The 20,818-nt window shown below is 66.4% G+C and carries 18 protein-coding genes and 1 riboswitch; of the genes, 9 read left to right on the plus strand and 9 right to left on the minus strand.

Features of this window, described 5'->3' with window-relative positions:
* Positions 1-2 precede the first annotated feature (2 nt).
* The 6 genes from J1902_RS01030 to glyA form a co-directional block, all read right to left on the minus strand.
* The gene (locus J1902_RS01030) at positions 3-575 is read right to left on the minus strand and encodes a hypothetical protein (RefSeq protein WP_207614327.1); all 573 of its coding nucleotides are present in this window, start codon (positions 573-575) and stop codon (positions 3-5) included.
* A 65-nt stretch (positions 576-640) separates the two neighbouring features.
* Complete coding sequence (locus J1902_RS01035; RefSeq protein ID WP_207614328.1) at positions 641-1,486, minus strand: ABC transporter permease; 846 nt, start codon at positions 1,484-1,486, stop codon at positions 641-643.
* Entirely contained in the window at positions 1,483-2,301 is an 819-nt protein-coding gene (locus J1902_RS01040) for an ABC transporter permease (RefSeq protein WP_207614329.1), read from the minus strand. Before J1902_RS01040 ends, J1902_RS01035 begins: the two co-directional genes overlap by 4 nt.
* 9 nt (positions 2,302-2,310) lie before the next feature.
* Positions 2,311-3,240: an ABC transporter ATP-binding protein gene (locus J1902_RS01045; RefSeq protein WP_207614548.1), complete on the minus strand. Its 930-nt coding sequence runs from the start codon at positions 3,238-3,240 to the stop codon at positions 2,311-2,313.
* Positions 3,241-3,418: 178 nt separating this feature from the next.
* Complete coding sequence (locus J1902_RS01050; protein WP_207614330.1) at positions 3,419-4,318, minus strand: bifunctional methylenetetrahydrofolate dehydrogenase/methenyltetrahydrofolate cyclohydrolase; 900 nt, start codon at positions 4,316-4,318, stop codon at positions 3,419-3,421.
* A 143-nt stretch (positions 4,319-4,461) separates the two neighbouring features.
* The gene (gene glyA / locus J1902_RS01055; protein WP_207614331.1) at positions 4,462-5,754 is read right to left on the minus strand and encodes a serine hydroxymethyltransferase; all 1,293 of its coding nucleotides are present in this window, start codon (positions 5,752-5,754) and stop codon (positions 4,462-4,464) included.
* Between the two features lie 103 nt (positions 5,755-5,857).
* Positions 5,858-5,943: riboswitch (ZMP/ZTP riboswitch) on the minus strand.
* Between the two features lie 36 nt (positions 5,944-5,979).
* Here glyA and purU point away from each other — a divergent pair.
* The 3 genes from purU to J1902_RS01070 all read left to right on the plus strand — a co-directional run bounded on the left by purU (position 5,980) and on the right by J1902_RS01070 (position 8,120).
* On the plus strand, positions 5,980-6,840 hold the full coding sequence (gene purU, locus J1902_RS01060; protein ID WP_207614332.1) for a formyltetrahydrofolate deformylase: 861 nt from the start codon (positions 5,980-5,982) through the stop codon (positions 6,838-6,840).
* A 21-nt stretch (positions 6,841-6,861) separates the two neighbouring features.
* On the plus strand, positions 6,862-7,527 hold the full coding sequence (locus tag J1902_RS01065) for a class I SAM-dependent methyltransferase (protein WP_207614333.1): 666 nt from the start codon (positions 6,862-6,864) through the stop codon (positions 7,525-7,527).
* Positions 7,528-7,589: 62 nt separating this feature from the next.
* Positions 7,590-8,120, plus strand: coding sequence for a gamma carbonic anhydrase family protein (locus tag J1902_RS01070; RefSeq protein ID WP_207614334.1), 531 nt, complete (start codon positions 7,590-7,592; stop codon positions 8,118-8,120).
* Positions 8,121-8,153: 33 nt separating this feature from the next.
* Here the strand turns inward: J1902_RS01070 and J1902_RS01075 are convergent, their stop codons facing one another.
* A complete protein-coding gene (locus tag J1902_RS01075) occupies positions 8,154-9,848 on the minus strand; it encodes a flavin monoamine oxidase family protein (protein ID WP_207614335.1) in 1,695 nt (564 codons plus the stop codon).
* On the minus strand, positions 9,845-11,275 hold the full coding sequence (locus J1902_RS01080; RefSeq protein WP_242701483.1) for an amino acid permease: 1,431 nt from the start codon (positions 11,273-11,275) through the stop codon (positions 9,845-9,847). Before J1902_RS01080 ends, J1902_RS01075 begins: the two co-directional genes overlap by 4 nt.
* Before the next feature lie 195 nt (positions 11,276-11,470).
* On the opposite strand from J1902_RS01080, the gene alr reads away from it, so the two are divergent.
* Together alr and J1902_RS01090 are read left to right on the plus strand one after the other, a co-directional pair.
* Positions 11,471-12,706 (plus strand): alanine racemase, encoded by a 1,236-nt coding sequence (alr, locus tag J1902_RS01085; RefSeq protein WP_207614337.1) that lies wholly within the window; start codon positions 11,471-11,473, stop codon positions 12,704-12,706.
* Positions 12,696-14,303 carry a PucR family transcriptional regulator gene (locus J1902_RS01090; RefSeq protein WP_207614338.1) on the plus strand — a complete coding sequence of 536 codons (1,608 nt, stop codon included), beginning with the start codon at positions 12,696-12,698 and terminating at the stop codon, positions 14,301-14,303. Before alr ends, J1902_RS01090 begins: the two co-directional genes overlap by 11 nt.
* On the opposite strand, the gene J1902_RS01095 is transcribed toward J1902_RS01090, so the two are convergent.
* Entirely contained in the window at positions 14,300-15,094 is a 795-nt protein-coding gene (locus tag J1902_RS01095; protein ID WP_207614339.1) for a carbon-nitrogen hydrolase family protein, read from the minus strand. The genes J1902_RS01090 and J1902_RS01095 overlap by 4 nt on opposite strands.
* Before the next feature lie 240 nt (positions 15,095-15,334).
* Here J1902_RS01095 and J1902_RS01100 point away from each other — a divergent pair, with 240 nt between their 5' ends.
* From J1902_RS01100 to J1902_RS01115, 4 genes are all read left to right on the plus strand, one after another.
* The gene (locus J1902_RS01100) at positions 15,335-16,525 is read left to right on the plus strand and encodes an ROK family transcriptional regulator (RefSeq protein WP_207614340.1); all 1,191 of its coding nucleotides are present in this window, start codon (positions 15,335-15,337) and stop codon (positions 16,523-16,525) included.
* Positions 16,526-16,655: 130 nt separating this feature from the next.
* On the plus strand, positions 16,656-18,212 hold the full coding sequence (gene mmsA / locus J1902_RS01105) for a multiple monosaccharide ABC transporter ATP-binding protein (protein WP_207614341.1): 1,557 nt from the start codon (positions 16,656-16,658) through the stop codon (positions 18,210-18,212).
* A 52-nt stretch (positions 18,213-18,264) separates the two neighbouring features.
* The gene (gene mmsB, locus J1902_RS01110) at positions 18,265-19,542 is read left to right on the plus strand and encodes a multiple monosaccharide ABC transporter permease (protein WP_207614342.1); all 1,278 of its coding nucleotides are present in this window, start codon (positions 18,265-18,267) and stop codon (positions 19,540-19,542) included.
* Between the two features lie 52 nt (positions 19,543-19,594).
* Positions 19,595-20,695, plus strand: coding sequence for a substrate-binding domain-containing protein (locus J1902_RS01115; protein WP_207614343.1), 1,101 nt, complete (start codon positions 19,595-19,597; stop codon positions 20,693-20,695).
* Positions 20,696-20,818 lie beyond the last annotated feature (123 nt).

Here is a 20,818-nt window from a genome sequence, read left to right on the forward strand (position 1 = left end):
CTCTAGTCGATGATGGTGCCGCTGACCGGCTCGGCAGAGCCGCCCGGGGACTTGATCATGTCGCGGGCATTCGTGGACGTGATGGCGATGGTCTCCAGCGCGCGGTTGATGGTGTCCTGGTCCGCAGCCTCGCCCTTGGCACGCTCGTCCTCCACCACGCGGACCTGCACCTGGACGATCTTGAAGGAGTGGTCCAGCTTGAGGTCGCGGATCTCGTCCGCCTCGTTGCGCTCGGAAACCACCCGGGTGCCGCCCTGGTCCGCACTGCCCGACGACGGTGCGCGGCCGGCTGCGGCGTTGAACGCATTTTGCGCTTCCGTCAGCCTGGCGCCGGCGCGCTTGGCTGCCTTCTGGATGCTGAACACCACGAAGGCGGCGAGCGCGAGCCAGCCGAGGGAGACCACTGCTACGATCCAGCCCACGACGTCGTTCTGGTTGGCGGCGAAGATGACGGCCACCAGGAACGCGATGATCACCACCGTCATGCCCAGGCCGCCGATGCGGAAGCCCTTCAAGACGCCCTTCGCAGGCTGGGAAGACGGTGCAGAAGACTGGGGGTCGCCAAGAGAATGCATGGATCAATTGTCGCAAATCCCGGAGGATGCCTGCGCCATTCCACGGATGGCGAACAGGAACAGCCCTACTTCAGGAACAGCTGGCGCAGGCGTCCCGTGGTGAGCATGATGCCCAGGACGATCATCACGAGGTAGTAGCCCACGTGCACGGCGGTGGCGGAGCTGAAGGAGCCGATGCTGATCTGGCGCAGCAGCTCCACCCCGTGCCAGAGGGGCATGGCCTGGATGAGCCACTGGATGTACTGCGGGTAGACGCTGAGCGGGTAGAACGTGGCGCTGAAGAGGAACATCGGCAGCATGAAGAAGTTGATCCAGTCCATCTGCTGGAAGGTCTTCATGAAGCTGGTGATGCCCATGCCGAAGCTGGCGAAGCCGAACGCGATGAGCACCGAGGCCGGGACCATGAGCAGGGCCCACGGCGTGGTGATGAGCCCCATGACGCCCATGACGGCGGTGAAGCCGGTGGCGTAGAGGAGTCCGCGGAGCAGGGCCAGGAAGATCTCGCCGATGGCCACATCCAGCGGCCCCAGCGAGGTGTAAAGCATGCCCTGGTAGAGCTTGGCGAAGTTCATCTTGAAGAAGACGTTCCACGTGGAGTCGTACACCGCACCGTTCATCGCGGACACGGCCAGGAGCGCCGGGGCGATGTAGGCGGCGTAGCTGATCTCCTGCCCGCCGGGGCCCTGGATGGCGCCCACGATCGAACCAAGGCCCACGCCCATGGCGATCAGGTACAGCACCGGCTCAAAGAAGCCGGACACCAGGATGAGCCAGGTGCTGCTCTTTGCCGCCATGAGACCACGGGAGACAACGGCCAGGGCGTTGCGGGAGTACAGTGGCCCGAAGGTGCGCTGCCGGGCCGCCTCGGTGGCGCTGCGGGGTCCCGGGTGTCCTTCGGCCAGCGCGCTCATGAGCCCATCCTTTTGGCGAATTGGCGGCGCGTCAGCACCCAGCCGGCGGAGGCTGTGGCCACCAGGAACACGAGGTGCGCGAGGGTCAGCAGGGGTGGCTCCTCCAGTCCGTATGTCAGCACGCGGCCCAGTTCCGTGCCGTGCCACACCGGCGAGATCCAGCCGATCCAGCGCACTGCCAGCGGCAGCGAATCCAGGGGGAAGAATGTCCCGGAGAACAGGAACAGCGGCATGACGATGAAGCGCTGCACCAGGGCGAACTGGCCGGAGTCCTTGGTGAGACTCGATGCGTATGCCATCAGGGGCAGCCCGAAGGAGAGCGCCGCCAGCGTGGCCACGAGCGCCGACAACCAGCCCCAGCCGCTCGGCGACGCCCCGAACAGCGCGACGACGGCAAAGTAGATGAGCGATTGGAGCAGGAATCGCAGGGTGCCGGCCATGATGTGGCCGGCGGCGATCTGCTGCGGAACCAGCGGTGAGGCGTGCGGGCCGAAGAACACCCGCCGCCATTTGAAGCCGTCCATGATCGGGTAGGAGAACTCGCCGGACGCCGTCATGACCGCGGCCGAGACGAGCAGGGCCGGGGCGATGAAGGACAGGTAGCTGACGCCGAATACGGCGTCAGCGTTGGCATCCACGAGGCTCGCGAGGCCGACGCCCATGGCAAAGAGGTAGGCCACGGGCTGCCCTACGCTGTATAGGAACACGGACCAGCCGTAGCCCCGCATTACGCGCAGCACCTGTTCGGCGTAGAAGAACGAACCCCAGCGCCGGGCGCGCGCGGCAGAGACGGCCGGTGAGTGGGCCCTAGTCAACTGTTCTCCCTAGTCAACGAGGCTCCTGCCGGTCAGCCGGAGGAACACGTCCTCCAGCGAGGAACGGCGCACCAGCGATGTCAGCGGGCGCAGCCCGCGGGCCGTGACCTGCTCAAGGGCGGCCTCGCCGTCGTCGGCGTAGATCAGCACGCGGTCCGGGAGCGCCTCGAGCCGCTCGCCAATGCCCTGGAGCTCGACGCCGATGCCCGCGTTCCGTTCGGAACCGAACCTGAGCTCCAGGACCTCCCGGGTGGAGTGTTCGCGGATGAGGCTGGCCGGCGAGCCCTCGGCCATGATGCGGCCCTTGTCGACGACGATCAGCCGGTCGCAGAGCTGTTCTGCCTCGTCCATGTAGTGGGTGGTGAGGATGAGCGTGACGCCCTGCTCCTTGAGCCGGAAGAGCCGGTCCCAGAGCGTGTGGCGGGCCTGCGGGTCCAGGCCGGTGGTGGGTTCGTCGAGCAGCAGGATCCGGGGCTCATTGATGAGCGCCCGTGCAATGGTGAGGCGCCGCTTCATGCCGCCGGAGAGGGCGTCCACCTTGGACTTGGCCTTGTCAGTCAGCTGGGCGAATTCGAGCAGTTCGTCGGCCTTGGGACGCAGGTAGCTCAGGGGCAGCCCAAAGTAGCGGCCGTAGACGATGAGGTTCTCGCGGACGCGCAGCTCCTCGTCCAGGTTGTCCTGCTGCGGCACCACGCCCAGGTGGGCGCGGACTTCCGGGCCGTGGTTGTCCGGGTCCAGTCCCATGATGCTGAGCGTTCCCGAGCTCCGACGGGACACGCCGCCGATCATCTTCATGGTGGTGGACTTGCCCGCGCCGTTGGGGCCAAGCAGGCCGAAGGACTCCCCCGCCGGAACTTCGAAGGAGACGGCGTCGACGGCGGTGAGGTCGCCGTATGTCTTGGTGAGGTTCCGGGCGCTGATGACGATGGGTGGGTTCATGTGGAAGCTGGCTGACGTGGATGCGGAGCGGATGGCTTCATTGTGCACCCTCCGCAGAATAGTGGAGCCAAGGAATGCGTGAAAGACCCCTTGCAGAGTTTTCTGCGAGGGGTCTCTCGGAAAATGCGGGGAGGTGTTGCCGGGCGTCGTGGCGGTGCCTGGCTAAGAGCCTGCTGAACTAGTGCTGCGCGGCCAGCTGGCGTTCGGCGGCTTCGACCACGTTGGTCATGAGCAGCGCCACCGTCATGGGCCCAACGCCGCCGGGGTTCGGAGAAATCCAGCCGGCCACCTTCGCAGCGGCGGGGTCGATGTCGCCGTGGACCTTGCCCTTGCCCGTGGCAGGGTCGGTCTCACGGGTGACACCGACGTCGAGCAATGCAGCGCCCGGCTTCACGTCCGAAGCCTTGACGATGTGCTTCACGCCGGCCGCGCCCACGATCACATCGGCCTGCCGGAGCAGCTCCGACATATTGGTGGTGCCCGTGTGAGTCAGGGTTACCGTGGCGTTGATCTCGCGGCGGGTCAGCAGCAGGCCGATGGACCGGCCGATCGTGACGCCGCGTCCGACCACCACCACGTGTTTGCCCTTGAGGTCATAGCCGTTGCGCAGCAGCAGCTCAATGACACCGCGGGGTGTGCACGGCAGGGGCGTGTCGATGGGTCCGTTGACGTTGAGCACAAGGCGGCCCAGGTTGGTCGGGTGCAGGCCGTCGGCGTCCTTGGCGGGGTCGATCCGCTCCAGGATGGCGTCCGTGTCAATGTGCTTGGGCAGCGGCAACTGCACAATGTACCCGTGGCATCCAGGATCCGCATTGAGTTCGTCAATGAGGGCCTCAACCTCGGCCTGGGTGGCGTCCGCGGGCAGCTCACGCTGGATCGAATTCATCCCGATCTCCACCGACTGCTTGTGCTTCATGGACACGTACAGCTGCGAGGCCGGGTCCGCACCCACGAGCACGGTCGCGATTCCGGGGATGACGCCTCGGGCCTTCAGGGCCGCCACTCGTTCGGTCAGTTCTGCCTTGATGGCTGCGGCGGTGGCCTTGCCGTCCAGGATCTGTGCGGTGGGCTGTGTCATTCCGTCTGCTCTTTCTGGGTGGGTGAGCTGTTGAGGGGGCTCATGCCGACGGGATCCGCCGCCTGGTGTGGGGCGCCGGATCCCGTCAGCTGATCCGGATCAGTGTCCGGGGTGTTCGTGTCAGTGCTCCGCGAGGGGGCGGGTTACCACTGCTCGTGCTGCGGGTACAGCGGGAAGTCGGCTGCCAGCTTGTCGACGCGGGTCTGGAGGGCCTGGATGTCGGTGGCGGAGCCGGACTTCAGCGCGGTGGCGATGATGTCCGCAACCTCGGTGAACTCTGCCGCGCCGAAGCCACGGGTGGCCAGGGCCGGAGTGCCGATGCGCAGGCCGGAGGTGACCATCGGCGGGCGCGGGTCGAACGGCACGGCGTTGCGGTTGACGGTGATGCCCACGGAGTGCAGGAGGTCTTCTGCCTGCTGGCCGTCCAGCTGCGAGTTGCGCAGGTCCACGAGCACCAGGTGGACATCCGTGCCGCCCGTCAGGACCGAGACGCCGGCGTCGGCGACGTCGGACTGGTTGAGGCGGTCGGCGATGATCTTGGCGCCTTCGAGGACGCGCTCCTGGCGCTCCTTGAATTCCTCGCCGGCGGCGATCTTGAAGGCCACGGCCTTGGCCGCGATGACGTGCATGAGCGGGCCGCCCTGCTGGCCCGGGAAGACGCTGGAGTTGAGCTTCTTGGCCCACTCCTGCTTGGCCAGGATCACACCGGAGCGCGGGCCGGACAGGGTCTTGTGCACGGTGGAGGTCACGACGTCGGAGTACGGGACCGGGCTCGGGTGCAGGCCTGCTGCCACCAGACCGGCGAAGTGTGCCATGTCCGTCCAGAGCAGGGCGCCGACCTCGTCCGCGATGGAGCGGAAGGCTGCGAAGTCGAGGTGGCGCGGGTAGGCGGACCAGCCGGCGATGATGACCTGCGGCTTCTCGGCGATGGCCTGCTCGCGCAGCTTGTCCATGTCGATGCGGAAGGTGTCTTCTTCGACCTGGTAGGCGGCAACGTTGTAGAGCTTGCCGGAGAAGTTCAGCTTCATGCCGTGGGTCAGGTGTCCGCCGTGGGCCAGGGACAGGCCCAGGATCTTGTCACCGGGGGTGATCATGGCGGACAGTGCCGCGGCGTTGGCCTGGGCACCGGAGTGCGGCTGGACGTTGGCGTACTCGGCGCCGAAGAGGGCCTTGACGCGGTCGATCGCGAGCTGCTCGGCGATGTCGACGTATTCACAGCCGCCGTAGTAGCGGCGGCCCGGGTAGCCCTCGGCGTACTTGTTGGTCAGCACGGAGCCCTGGGCTTCCATGACGGCGCGGGGGGCGAAGTTTTCGGAGGCGATCATTTCCAGGGTGCCGCGCTGGCGGCCAAGTTCCTGGTCAAGGACCGCGGCGATCTCGGGGTCAATCTCGGCAAGCGACTGGTTGCTGATGGTCGCGGAGGTGGTAGTAGTCACGAAGAACTCCTGGCTAGGCAACGGGGAACTGCTACAGGTCAGGCTACCGGCAGGGGTAATCCCGCGTCCCTCTCATTACGAGGGATGGCACCGGTAAAACGTGACCCTCGGCCCAGGCGTACGATCCGTGGTCTTCATGATTGCCGCTCCCTGGTGGTACACCACCCAACGCCAGTTGCGACGCCTTAAACAGTACAACAAGGGAGCACGGGTAGGCTTGACTGTGTGACTGACTCCACCCTGCCTGCCGCTTTTGTCGTAACACTGTCCTGCCCGGACCGCCCCGGAATCGTCCACGCCGTGGCCGGAGCCCTGCTGGAGGCCGGATGCAACATCGCCGACTCGCAGCAATACGGCAGCCCCAGCACCGGCAACTTCTTCATGCGCGTCGAAGCCACCACGTCGTCCAGCCAGGCCGAACTGAGCGCTTCCCTGGCACCCGTGGCCGAAGCCTTCGGCATGACCTGGCAGATCAGCCCGGTGGGCCGGAAGGTCCGTACCCTGATCCTGGGTTCCAAGGACGCGCACTGCCTGAACGACCTCCTGTTCCAGCAGCGCACCGGCACCCTTCCCATCGAGGTCCCGGCCATCGTCTCCAACCACCGCGACCTTGAGGGCCTTGCCGAGTTCTACGGCATCCCGTTCCACCACATTCCCGTCACCCCGGACACCAAGCCCCAGGCCGAGGCCGCGCTCCTGAAGCTCATCGCCGAGCATGACATCGAACTGACTGTCTTGGCCCGCTACATGCAGGTGCTCTCCGACGAACTCTGCACGGAGCTCAACGGCAGGGCCATCAACATCCACCACTCCTTCCTGCCCTCCTTCAAGGGCGCCAAGCCGTACCATCAGGCACACGCCCGCGGCGTGAAGATCATCGGCGCCACGGCACACTACGTGACCGCGGACCTGGACGAGGGTCCCATCATTGAGCAGGAAGTCATCCGCGTGGACCACGCCCGCACGGCCGAGCAGTTTGTGCAGATGGGCCGCGACGTGGAAGGCCGCACACTGGCCCAGGCCGTGCAGTGGCACGCCGAGCACCGTGTGCTGCTGGACGGCTCCCGGACCGTGGTGTTCAACTAACTGCCCTCCTAAGCTGGTCCCATGCAGGGCATCCCTGAACCGGCCGACCATGAGGCGGACCTCGCGGCGTTTTACGATCGCCAGGCACCCATCCGGAACACGCGTTCCCTGACGCCGCACCGGGTCGAATGCCGCGAGTGGTTCATCCGCCTGCTGAAGGACGAGCACAGGCATTCGGTGTTCGAACTTGGCTGCGGCACCGGCGTCGAGGGTTTGGAGTTCGTCCGGGCGGGACTGCACTACACCGGCGTGGACCTGTCCGAGGAAAGCATCCACGTGGCCCGTGGCAACGGACTCGACGCCACAGTCGCCAGCGGCCGCAGCCTGCCGTTTCCCGACGGCGCCTTCCCGGCGGTGTGGACGATGAGCACCCTTCTGCATGTCCCCAACAGCAGAATCCACGACGTCGCCGGCGAACTCGTGCGGGTCAGCGCGCCCGGCGCGCCAATCGCCGTCGGGCTCTGGTCAGGAGACGATGAAGAGGTCCTCAACCCGGAGGACCAGGATGAACCCCGGCGGTTCTTCAGCCGGCGCAGCGACGAGACTGTGCAGAGGATCTTTGGCGAGCACGGCACCGTGGAACACTTCCGGACCTGGCCGGAAGGCTTCGGCGTCGAGTCCGGCCCGGGCGCCGGGCAATGGGTGCAGCACTACCAGTTCCTGGTGCTGCGGACACCGTCCGTCTGAACCACAACAAATGCGACTTGGATGGGATGGGTGGGGCGGACGCCGTGATCTAGGCTTGCCCCATGGCTCCCTCTTACACCTTCGCCGGGGACACCCCGGCCATCCATGACTCCGCCTTCGTGGCACCCACCGCGTCGATCATCGGCAAGGCCAGCCTGGGCGAAAACTCCAGCGCCTTCTACGGCGTTTCCGTGCGCGCGGACACCGCTGCCATCAGCGTCGGCGCCGGTTCGAACCTGCAGGACAACGTGGTCCTGCATGCCGATCCCGGCTTCCCGTGCACCGTCGGCGAGCGCGTCAGCGTGGGGCACGCCGCCGTCGTGCACGGCTGCACGGTGGAGGACGACTGCCTCATCGGCATGAGCGCCACCATCCTCAACGGCGCCGTGATCGGCACCGGCTCACTCGTGGCGGCGGGCGCCGTGGTCCTCGAAGGCACAGTCATCCCGCCGCGATCCCTGGTGGCCGGTGTCCCCGCCAAGGTCCGGCGGGAGCTCAGCGAGGAAGAGTTCCAGGGCGTGCTGCGCAACGCGGCGCACTACCAGGAGCTCGCCGCGGCGCACCGGGAGATGCACGCAGAACTGGCCCAGTAATCACAATGCGGGGCCCGCAACGCTTGGGCCGGGTCAGTCCAGGCTGATCGGTCCCAGCTCGTCGAGCAGATCGCCGGGGCCGGGGTTGCCGGGCCGCGAGGCTCCGCCGAGGTGGTTCACCACGCCCCAGACGGCGTTCAGGCCCGTGGTGACGGCGCCCTCGGCCCAGCCTGCGGTGAATGAGACGTCGTCGCCCGCTAGGAAGATGCCGCGCTGGCTCTCCGGCAGCTTGTCCTGCTTGAAGTGGGTGAACAGGCGCTGCTGGTAGCGGTAGTGCCCCGGCAGGTTTGCCTTGAACGCGCCCATGAAGTTGGGGTCGGCCTCCCAGGACACCGTGATCGGCTGGCCCACGATGTGGCTGGCGATGTCCACACCCGGGTAGATCTGCTCCAGTGAGTGCAGCATGAGCTTGACGCGCTCCTCGGCACTCAGCGCGAGCCACTTCAGGGCGTCGTCGTTCCACGTGTAGGACAAGAGGATCACGGCGGGCTTGTCCGGGCCGTCGTCGAGCAGGTACGTCGCCCGGTTGAGCCGGTCCGTCAGCGTCATGGACAGCACTTCCCGGCCCGTTTCTGGGTCGATGTCCTTCCAGAACGGCCGGTCCACCATCACGAAGGTCTTGGACGACTGCATGTAGTGCGAGCGCTCAATCGCCGTCCACAGCTCCGAGGGGAACAGCGATTCCTCGGTGTGGATGCGGGTGGACAGCAGCCACGACTGGCAGGTGGTCACCACGGCCCGGTACGCGGCTTCGCGGCCCCAGCGCTCGCGCACCAAGAGGTCTCCGCTGCCCGCGCGGCTGATGCTGTCCACGGCGCCGCGCGGGGAACCGGAGTGCAGGGAGGCCAGGGAGGTTCCCCCGGGCCAGTGGGCCATGCCCGACGGCGCGTGGTTCCAGAGCGCTTCCGGCAGCCGCTGCGCTCCCCCGGTGACGAGCCGGTGCTGGTCATCGGCATCCGTGTAGACCACGCGCAGGATCTCCAGGATGGAGTTGGGGAAGTCGGTGTCCCAGCCGCCGGTGCCGAAGCCGACCTGGCCGAAGGCCTCGCGGTGGGCGAAGCCTGCCTCCTTGAAGGATGTGCTGGCGGCGATGAAGCCGTAGAAGGTCTGCTCGTCCAGCTGCGGGAGCAGGCCGTTCCAGAGCTCCTTGATCCGGGAGGTGTCCCGGGCCCGGATGGCTTCCTGCATCTCGCTGAAGGCCGCGCCGTCGTTGACGGCTGCTTTCCACGCGGCCGCGACCTCGTGGAAGAACTCCGGGAGCTCGTCCGGGGTGGCGGCATAGTGCTTCTTGCCGGCCAACTCGATCACCGTGCTGGAGGTTGCCGGAGCGAGCGGATTGGGGAAGTCCTGGGTGTCCAGGCCCAGGAGGTCCACGTAGTGGTAGAACGCCTTGCCCGAGACCGGGAAGCGCATGCCGCCGAGGTCCGCCACCACGCCGGGCGCCGAGGGGAAGCTGGCTGTCCGGAGCCGGCCGCCGACCTGGTCGGCCTCGTAGACCACAGGCTTCAGGCCGAGCTTCATGAGCTCGTACGCCGTGACGAGTCCGGAGAGGCCGGCACCGATCACTGCCACCTCCGTGCCGTACAGCTCCGGCGGAACCGTGCCGAGGCCGTCCGGGTGCGCCAGGTAGTGGTCGTAGCTGAAGGGGAAGTCCGGGTTCAGCATGGTGATGGGCGCCTCGGCCGTCCCGGGAGCGAGCTCGGCGGGCAATTCGGTGGCGATGGTCATGAAAGTTCTGCCTTCACAGGTTCCGGGTTTGAGGCCCTGGTGGATAGTTCACGGTAGTCCTGCTCGCTGAGCGCGGCTACCTTCGAGTTCCGGCGTCCGTAGCCGAAGTAGAGGGCGACTCCCACGAGCATCCAGCCGCCGAACACCACCCAGGTATCGGCGCCGAGGTTGGCCATGAGGTAGGCACACATCAGAGTGCCGAGGACCGGGGTCAGCGGGTACAGCGGGACGCGGAAACTGCGCTTGAGCTCCGGCCGGTTGCGCCGCAGGTAGATGACCGCCACGTTCACCAAGGCGAAGGCGAAGAGCGTGCCGATGCTGGTGGCGTCCGCCAGCGCTCCCAGCGGGACCAGCCCGGCGGTGAGTGCGACGGCGGTACCCACGATGAGCGTTCCGGCCACCGGGGTGCCGGTGCGGCGGGAGACGCGGCCGAAGATCCTGGGCACCATGCCATCGCGGGACATCGAGAGCAGGATGCGCGTCTGGCCGTAAAGAACAGTCAGCACGATGCTCGCAATGGCAAGCACGGCGCCGGCGGAAAAGACCAGGGCGATCCAGGGCTGCCCGGTGACCTCGTGCAGGATCTGCACCAGGGCTGCTTCAGTACCGTCGAACCAACCCCACGGACGGGCCCCAATGGCGGCGACGGCAACCAGCACGTAGATGCTGGTGACGATCACCATGGAGAGCATGATGGCCCTGGGCAGGTCGCGCTTGGGGTTCTTGGCTTCCTCACCTGCCGTGGAGGCTGCGTCAAAGCCGATGTAGGAGAAGAAGACACTCGAAGCGGCAGCAGACACGCCGGCTGCGCCCATGGGCAGGAGCGGCGCAAAGTTGCCGGCGTTGAAGGCGCTGAAGGCCACGGCGCAGAAGAAGAGCAGGATGCCCACCTTGATGACGACGATCGCCGTGTTGATCCACGCGCTCTCCCGGGCGCCGCGGACCAGCAGGACCATGGCCAGCACCACGATCACCATGGCCGGGATGTTGACCACTCCGCCGTCACCCGGCGGCTGGGACATGGCCTCCGGGAGGAACTGGCCGAAGGCCGCCAAAGTCTCGTTGACATACTGGCCGGCACCCACGGCAACCGCAGCGACGGAGACCGCGTATTCCAGGACGAGGCACCAGCCGCAGATCCAGGCCATGCCCTCGCCCATGGTGGCGTAGGCATAGGAGTAGCTGGATCCGGCCACCGGCACGAGGCCGGCCATTTCGGCGTAGGACACGGCAGAGAGCAGGGCGGCAAGGCCTGCGATCACAAAGGAGATCCAAATGGCGGGGCCCGCCAGCGGAACGGATTCGCCCAGGATCACGAGGATGCCGGTGCCCAGCGTGGCACCCACGCTGATCATGGTCAGCTGCAGGACGCCGAAGCTGCGGACCAGGGGCGTGCCGCCCTCGCTGCTTCCCGCCTCGCTGACCATCTGGCCGATGGGCTTGCGGCGCAGCAGCTGCGCGCCGAGACCGGGCCGGGCAGCAGCCTCGGCGGTCCTTGTTTTGGTGTTGGCAGGCACAGTCACCGTTGACGCCCCTTCAGAGTAGTGTCAGTTTTCCCACCACCAGAGTAGGCATGTGAGCCAGCTCTCAGGGAGGTGCAAAATGACCTATAGTGTTCAACCATGAGACGTAATGCACAACACGAAACCGCCGCCGAGGCGGTCCTTTCCGGACAGGTCAACGTCGACCTGTCCGCAATTTCAGACAACATCAAGGCCTTGAAAAAGCGCACTGCCGCGCCGCATTTCATGGCCGTCGTCAAGGGCAACGCCTACGGCCACGGACTCGTTGATGTGGCCCGGACCGCAGTCGCAGCAGGGGCCGACTGGCTCGGCACCGCCCAGCTCACGGAGGCCATCGCCTTGCGGCAGGCGGGCATCACGGTGCCCGTGCTGTCGTGGCTTTATCTGGCATCCCAGACAAGCGCGACCATCCGCGAGGCCCTCGAATACGACGTCGACGTCTCCCTCGGAAGCGTCGGGCAGCTCGAGGTCCTCGCTGGCATCGCACGGCAGCTGGGGCGCCCCGCCGTCGTGCATCTGGAACTGGACAGCGGCCTCAGCCGGGGCGGCGCGCGCAAGGAGGACTGGGCCGAACTCGTGGCACGGGCACGCCAGGCGGAGCTGGACGGGACCCTGACGGTCCGGGGCATCTGGACCCATCTGGCCTGGGCCGACGTCCCGGCTCACCCCGGCAACGCCGCGGCCGTGGCCGGGTTCCAGGACGCCGTGGCCGAAGCCCGCGCCGCCGGACTGGACCCGGAACTGCGGCACGTTTCCAGCTCGGCCAACATCCTGGACCGGCCCGAGTTCCACTTCGACATGGTCCGCGCCGGCCTGGCCATCTACGGGCTCGCACCCGCGGACCATCTGGATCCCGCGGACTTCGGCCTCCGCCCGGCGCTGAGCGTCACGGCGCCGCTCGTCATGGTCAAGAAGGTCCCCGCCGGGACGGGCGTCAGCTACGAGCACCAGGCCATCACCCACGAACCCCGCTACCTGGGGCTCATCCCCCTGGGCTACGCGGACGGCATCCCCAAGGGCATCAGCGGACGCAGCCTGGTGCAGATCGCCGGCCGGCAGGTCCCCGTGATCGGCAAGGTGTGCATGGACCAGTTCATGGTGGACCTGGGACCCGACGCTGCGGGAATCGGCGTAGGCGATACCGCCGTGCTCTTTGGCTATCCCGCCGCCGGGGCCGCGAGCGCCGACGACTGGGGCGCCGCCATCGGCAGCCCCGGTGACGAAATCATCAACCGGATCGCGCCTCGGCTGCCCCGCGTGTACCAGAGCAGTGCCTACGAATGCCCGGATTACCAGGAGCCGGCCGGCGGAGAGCAGACGAGCCATGTCGCCTGAACCTGCCGCCTCGCGCCTGAGCTTTGTCACTCTTGAGCAGTTCCTGGAGCAGCTGCCGCCGGAGTTGAAGATGCTTCACGACGGCGGCAGCGGCGCCGAGCTGCTGCGCTGGGTGGAGCCTAGCGAGCTGGATGACCCCACCCCGTACCTGCCGGAGGGCGAGTTCCTGCTGACCGCCGGTTTGCCTTTCCTGGGCGACGGCGGTTCCCGCAAAAACGTGGACGCCTATGTGCGGCGGCTCGTGGGCGCCAAGGTGGCGGCGCTGGGCTTCGGCATCAGGCCGTATTTCGACGCCGTCCCGCGGGAGCTGCTCGCGGCGTGCCGGCGGCACAATCTGACCCTGCTGGAGGTCCCGGAGTCGATCCCGTTCGCCGCGATCGGGCTGGAGTTCTCCCAGCTCCTGGAATCGGACAATGCCAAGGTTTTCCGCCAGCTCGCCGACACCAACCGGCAGCTCATGCGCGCGGTCCTCTCCCCCAGGCCGGAGCACGAACTGCTGGCCGCGCTGGTCCAGCGGGCGCCCGTGTGGGCCCTGCTGGTCGGCGCGGACGGCAGGGTCCGGGCGCGCGGGCACACCCCCGGCGGCAGCACCGGCGTCGAGCATTCCTTGCTGGCGCCCATGCTGGAGCGGCTGCTCTCCGGCAGCGGTCCCCGCGTGGAGATGGACGGTTTCGAGCAGCCCGGTTCGGCCTTGGTGTTCGGCCACCCGCTGCGCAGCACCAAGGACGCCAATCTGGGCGCGCTGATCCTCGGGGCCGACGCGCCGCTGACCCCGGCACAGAACAACGTGGTGCAGTCCGCCGTTGGGCTGCTGGAATTGCTGGTCCGGCAACGGACCAGCGGCTCGCTCGCGCCCAGCCAGCTGGCCACGGCCGTGCTGCTACATCCCGAGAGCCTCAGCAGCGGCGGCACCCGGCATGTCAACGCCCTCAAGGACCTGCTGGCACAAAGCCTCTCCTCGACCCGCTCGGCGCCCATGCGCGTGGTCCAGGGCGTCAAAGTGGATTCGCCGGAATGGCCCGCCGGTGACAGCCCCGTGCGGGAACTGCTGCAGTGGCGGCGGATGTTCGATACGAAACTCGTGGAGATCACGGACTACGGTTTTGCCGCCGTCACGCGGCTCAAGGTGGATGACGCGCTGCTGGCGGACGTCGAAAAGCTGGGCTGGCGCCTGGTGATCGGCGAGCCCACCGAGCTCACGGGCCTCGCGGCCGCCTACCAGAGGGCCACCTCCCTGCGGGCCAGGGTGCAGTCCAGCGGCAGGAGCGCCAGGGTTGATGACGTCACCTGGTCCGTCGCGGGGCTGCTGGGACGCGAGGCCGGAACCATGCTGGCGGAACGGCTGCTGCAGCCCGTGCTGGCGCTGGAGCCGGAGCGGCGCGATCCGCTCCTGGCGGTGCTGCGCGGCTGGCTCGGCGAAAACGGCAGCTGGGACGGCTCCGCCAAGCTGCTGGGGCTGCACCGCAACAGCGTGCGCCGCCAGATCGGCGTCCTGGCCGAGCTCCTGGACATGGACCTGAACCAGGCGCAGGTACGCGCCGAGCTGTGGATCGCCCTGCAGTACACAGAGGAACTGCTGCGGGCGCCGGAGGCTTAGGCGTCCCAGCTGCTGTAGAGCTCGGGGCGGCGTTCGCGAAGGTACGGGACCTCTTCCCGGGCGGCGCGAACGCTCTCCGTGGAGATCTCGGCGAACAGCAGCGCCGCAGAATCTCCGGCGGCGGCCAGCAGGGAGCCGTCCGGCCCGGCGATGACGCTGCCGCCGAGGAAGTCGTAGACGTCCTCGTGCCCGCTGTGGTTGGCGTACGCAACGTTCAGCTGGCTCTCGAGCGCCCTGGCACGGACCAGCACCTGCGGCACGGCGTCGAAGCCGGCGGACAACGCCGTGGGCACCAGCAGCAGCTCAGCCCCGCGGGTGGCCGCGGCACGCACCGCCTCGGGGAACTCGACGTCGTAACAGATCAGCAGGGACGTCCGGATGCCGTTGAAATCCACGACGCCGGGGGCTGCTTGGGCGGCCGAAAACGCCTTGCGTTCCTCCCCGCCAAAAAGGTGCACCTTGGCGTAGTCCAGCAGTACCGTGCCGTGCGCGTCCAGAAGCGTGGCAGTGATGTGCCAGCTGCCGTCCAGGTCAACGGCCGGAAGACTGTAGACGAGCCCGATTCCATGCGTGCGGGCGATCTGCGCAAGGCGCTCCCGGATGCCGGGGAGCGTGGACGGATCGAGCTCGGCACGGAGCCTGAGCGGGGCATATCCCACCGGGAACAGCTCTGGGGTCAGCAGGAGTTCGGCGCCCGTCTGGGCTGCGCGTTGGGCTGCAGCGTCGATCGTCCGCAGATTGGCATCAACGTCCAGGACTGCGGCGTTGGCCTGCAGGACGGCTAGCAGCATCGTTACCACCTTGATAGCGCCTTTTCCCCCGAGATTCACGCATCCCGGGACTGTTCTTTCTTCCAGCGTAGCCAGCCGCTCTTCGGCCGGCGCGGGGCAAATAGACCTGTCATGTGCCGCTTCGGGACGTATCGCCCGTGGCGGAGCCTGATGCGGTGGCGCTTTTGTAGTGGGGGCGACCAAGCGGAGTCTTGTGTTAATTTCTTGACTACAACCGGGCTTTGCGGCACGCTTCTTGTCATGCCTTCAATGCAGCGCTCAACGGAGAGCCCACCCAAGAAGCCAGGCTCACAGTCAGCCCTGCGCCACCTCAACCAGCAGCGCATCATCGAGTGCCTCCTGACTGGGCCATCCACCCAGGCCGAACTCTCCCGGCAGACCGGCCTGTCCACGGCCACGGTCTCGAACATCGTAAAGATCATGCAGGACGCGGGGCTCGTCTCCACGGAACCCATCACGAGCTCCGGCCGCCGGGCGCTCAGCGTGAGGCTCAACAGCCACGGCGCGGTCGCCGTCGGGATCGACTTTGGCCGACGCCACCTGCGGGTAGTGCTGGCGTCGTTGGGCTACAACGTCATCGCCGAGGAATCCATCGAGCTCCCCCTGGGCCACCACGCGGAAGAAGGCATCGCGGCCGCCGTCGGGCTGCTGGAAAAACTGCTCAGCGAAAGCGGGGTGGAACGGCGCGCGGTGGTGGGCGCGGGAGCAGGCATCCCAGGCCCCATTGACCGGCGCACCGGAACCGTGGCACAGGGGGCGATCCTGCCGGAGTGGGTGGGGATCGACATTCTCCACCGGCTCGAGGAAGCCTTCCAATTCCCCGTCTTTGTTGACAACGACGCCAATCTTGGCGCTCTGTCCGAGGTCACCTGGGGGCCGCACAGCGGCGTCGCCAACCTGATGTTCCTCAAGATCGGCTCGGGCATCGGCGCCGGCCTGATCCTCAACGGCGCACCGTACTACGGGAACGTGGGAATCACCGGCGAAATCGGCCACGCCACCATCCACGAACACGGGCTCATCTGCCGCTGCGGCAACCGCGGCTGCCTGGAAACCATCGCCTCCACTACCACCATGATCGAGCTCCTGGGACGGGGCCGGGAACGGCCGCTGACGCCCCAGGACATCGTGCGCAACTGCCTCGCCGGGGACAACGCGACCCAGCGGATCGTGGACGACGCCGGCCTCGCCGTCGGCCGCGCGCTGGGCAATGTGGCGAATCTGATCAACCCCGAAGTGATCGTGGTGGGCGGCCCGCTGGCCGGGCTTGGGGACCTGCTCCTGGACCCCATCAGGCGCGGCCTGGTGCGCCACGCAGTGCCCGTGGTGGGCGAGACGACACACCTCGCGATGTCCTCCCTGGGCGCCCGCGCCGAGGCGCTGGGCGCCGCCGCCCTGGTGTTCCAGCACGCCGGGATTACAAGCATCTGACAAAAATTGTCGATCACTTCTTGCGTTCAAGTCTTGACGACAAGACCAGTGATCCAGTTTACTTTTTGATCAGACAGCCCCGCGGTTTGCGGGGCGACAACGAAGTCATGCATTGGAGGCGTAAGGGCTCATGGCGACCCTCGAAACGCAAAGTGAACCGGTCATCCTGGAGATGCAGTCCATCACCAAGGAATTCCCCGGGGTAAAGGCGCTGTCCAACGTGAGCCTTCGCGTCAAGGCAGGCGAGATCCACGCCATCTGCGGCGAAAACGGAGCCGGCAAGTCCACCCTGATGAAGGTCCTTTCCGGCGTTTACCCGTTCGGCAGCTACTCCGGGGACATCGTCTACCAGGCCGAGGTCCAACAGTTCAAGGACATCCGGGCCAGCGAAGCCGCAGGCATCGTGATCATCCACCAGGAACTTGCGCTGATCCCGGAGCTCTCCATCACGGAGAACATCTTCTTGGGCAATGAGCCCACCCGCCGCGGCGTGATCGACTGGGCCGAGGCCCGCCGGCGCTCCCTCGAGCTCCTGGCCCGGGTGGGCCTCCGTGAAGACCCGGACACCCCCATCAAGGAAATCGGCGTCGGCAAGCAGCAGCTTGTGGAGATCGCCAAGGCCCTGAACAAGTCAGTGAAGCTGCTGATCCTGGACGAGCCCACGGCAGCCCTGAACGAGTCCGATTCCCAGCACCTCCTGGACCTCATCCTGGGCCTCAAGGGCAAGGGCGTCACCTCAATCATCATTTCCCACAAGCTCAACGAGATCGAGCAGATCGCGGACGAGATCACCATCATCCGCGACGGCAAGTCGATCGAGACGCTGAACGTGAAGGCCGACGGCGTGGACGAGGACCGGATCATCAAGGGCATGGTGGGCCGGACCCTGGAGTCCCGCTTCCCCGACCACGCGCCGACGATCGGCGATGTCTTCTTCGAGGTCAAGGACTGGACGGTGGGCCACCCGCAGGTCCAGGACCGTCTGGTCTGCAAGGGTTCGAACTTCCATGTCCGCCGTGGCGAGATCGTCGGATTCGCCGGGCTCATGGGCGCCGGCCGCACAGAACTTGCCCGGTCCGTGTTCGGCCACTCCTATGGCCGGTTCATTTCGGGCCACGTCTACGTGGACGGCAAGGAGGTCCACATGCGCAGCGTCCGGCAAGCCATCGACGCTGGCCTCGGCTACGTCACGGAAGACCGCAAGACCCTTGGCTTGAACCTCCTGGACGACATCAAGACCACCACCGTCTCCGCGAATCTGCGCAAGATCAGCCGCGGCATCGTCGTGGACGCGAATAAGGAATACGCGGTCGCCGAGGACTACCGCAAGTCCCTGCGCACCAAGACCCCCTCGGTGAATGAAGGCGTGGCCAAGCTCTCCGGCGGCAACCAGCAGAAAGTGGTGTTGGCGAAGTGGATGTTCACGGATCCCGAGCTGCTGATCCTGGATGAGCCGACGCGCGGCATCGACGTCGGCGCCAAGTACGAGATCTACGGCATCATCCAGCAGCTGGCGAACCAGGGCAAGGGAGTGATCGTCATTTCCTCGGAGCTGCCTGAGCTCCTGGGCCTGTCCGACCGTATCTACACGATCTTCGAAGGCGCCATCACCGGTGTCCTGAACAAGAACGAAGCAAGCCAGGAAAGCCTCATGAAACTCATGACGTCTTCGCGCAAAACCGCCTGAAACCGGCGACCTGCCAACTCCCGTACCCTTCCGGACACAAGGACCCACAACCATGAACGCGCTCAAGAAGCTATTCGGTGGCAACACCCGCCAATTCGGCATGATCTTCGCCCTGGTGGCACTGGTCGTCTTCTTCCAGATCTTCACCGAGGGGCGCACGCTGACCCCCGGCAACGTCATCAACCTCTTCAACGGCAACTCCTACATCCTGATCCTGGCCATCGGCATGGTCTTGGTGATCATCGCCGGGCACATCGACCTCTCGGTCGGCTCCGTCGCCGCGTTCGTGGGCATCGCCGTGGCCCTGGCCATCCGGGACTGGAACCTGCCCTGGTACGCCGCCGTGCTCTTCGGGCTTCTGCTCGGGGCCCTGATCGGCGCCTGGCAAGGATACTGGACGGCCTACGTCGGCATCCCCGCCTTCATCGTGACCCTGGCCGGCATGCTGCTATTCCGCGGCTTCAACCAGTTCGTCGGCAAGTCCAACACCATCCCCGTTCCGGCCGACTTCCAGTACCTCGGCTCCGGATACCTGCCCGAAATCGGGCCCAGCACCGGCTTCAACAACCTCACCGTCCTCCTGGGCCTGCTCGCCGTGGCCTTCGTCATCACCGGTGAACTCCGTGCCCGCCGCACCGCCAAGGCCCTCGGCGCAGAAGTCCCCGAAACCTGGGTCATGATCACCAAGCTCGTGCTCATCAACGGTGCCATCCTCTACGCGACCTACCTGTTCGCCACCGGCCGCACCGGCACGTCCTTCCCCATCCCCGGCCTGATCCTGGCCGTGCTCGTCCTCATCTACGGCTTCATCTCAGCCAAGACCGTCGTCGGCCGCCACATCTACGCGGTCGGTGGCAACCGCCACGCCGCCGAACTCTCCGGCGTGCAGTCCAAGAAGGTCAACTTCCTGGTCATGATGAACATGTCGATCCTGGCAGGCCTGGCGGGCATGATCTTCGTCGGCCGTTCCACCGCGTCCGGCCCCTTCGACGGCGTCGGCTGGGAACTGGACGCCATCGCGGCCGTGTTCATCGGCGGCGCCGCGGTCACCGGCGGCGTGGGCACCGTGATCGGCTCGATCGTCGGAGGCCTCGTCATGGCCGTGCTCAACAACGGGCTGCAGCTCCTGGGCGTCGGTGCGGACCTTACCCAGATCATCAAGGGCCTCGTTCTGCTGGCCGCAGTGGCCTTCGATGTCTACAACAAGACCCAGGGCAAGAAGTCCATCATCGGCCTGCTGATGAAGAACTTCGGCGGCAGCGGCAACAATGTCCCCACCAAGCCCGATGAGACGACTTCCACCAAGGAAGTCATCTCCAAGGAAGCCTGATCGGCCTCCCACATCACTTGCCCTACTCCACCAAAAGAAAGTGAATCAACAAATGCGAATGTTTGGTAAAGCAGGAAAGGCAGCAGCCGTTGCTGCGATCGCGGCACTGGCGCTGACGGCCTGCGGCCGCACGGACGGCGGGGCTGGCGGCGGGTCCACGGCTGGCGGCGAGGCATTCCCGAAGGACTCCCTGATCGGCGTCGCGCTTCCCCAGAAGACCAGTGAAAACTGGGTCCTTGCCGAGAAACTCTTCAACGACGGCCTCAAGGGCGCAGGCTTCAAGGCCGATGTCCAGTTCGCCAACGGCGGCGTCTCCGAGCAGCAGAACCAGATCGCCGCCATGGTCACCAAGGGTGCCAAGGTGGTCATCGTCGGTGCCATCGACGGCGCGCAGCTGGGCACCCAGCTCAAGCAGGCGAAGGACGCCGGCGCGACCATCATCGCGTACGACCGTTTGCTGCTGAACACCGAAAACGTTGACTACTACGTGGCCTACGACAACTTCAAGGTGGGCGAGCTCCAGGGCCAGGCACTGCTGGATGGCCTGAAGGCGAAGAAGGCAACGGGCCCGTACAACATCGAGCTCTTTGCCGGTTCCCCGGATGACGCCAACGCCAAGGTCTTCTTTGACGGTGCCATGAAGGTGCTGCAGCCGAAGATCGACGACGGCACGCTGAAGGTCCTCTCCGGACAGAAGTCCTTCGAGCAGGCTGTGACCCAGGGCTGGAAGGCAGAAAACGCGCAGAAGCGCGCTGACACGCTGCTCACCGGCAGTTACGGCACCGCGCCGCTGGACGGCGTCCTGTCCCCCAACGACACGCTGGCCCGCGCAGTGCTGACGTCCGTCAAGGCCGCCGGCAAGCCGCTGCCGGTTGTCACGGGCCAGGACTCCGAAGTTGAATCAGTGAAGTCGATCCTCGCCGGGGAACAGTACTCCACCATCAACAAGGACACCCGCAAGCTGGTTGAGCACGCCATCCTGATGGCCAAGGAGCTGCAGGCAGGCAAGAAACTGGAAATCAATGATGCCGACTCCTACAAGAACGGCGTCAAGACCGTCCCCGCGTACCTCCTGCCCCCGGTCATCGTGACCAAGGAGAACGTCAAGGCGGCCTACGTGGACGATCCGGTCCTCGGCCCGCTCACCAAGTAGCTCTCTCTCGAAAGCCAGGCCCCGGCCCGCCAGCAATGGCGGACCGGGGCCTTCGCTGTGCCGTCCCCAACGCTCTCTCACTTTTGGCGGGAATTTCCCCAACGCTCTCTCACTTCTGAGGAA

Origin of the sequence: Arthrobacter cavernae (genome assembly GCF_017368795.1) — a bacterium.
GTDB classification, from domain to species: Bacteria; Actinomycetota; Actinomycetes; order Actinomycetales; family Micrococcaceae; genus Arthrobacter; species Arthrobacter cavernae.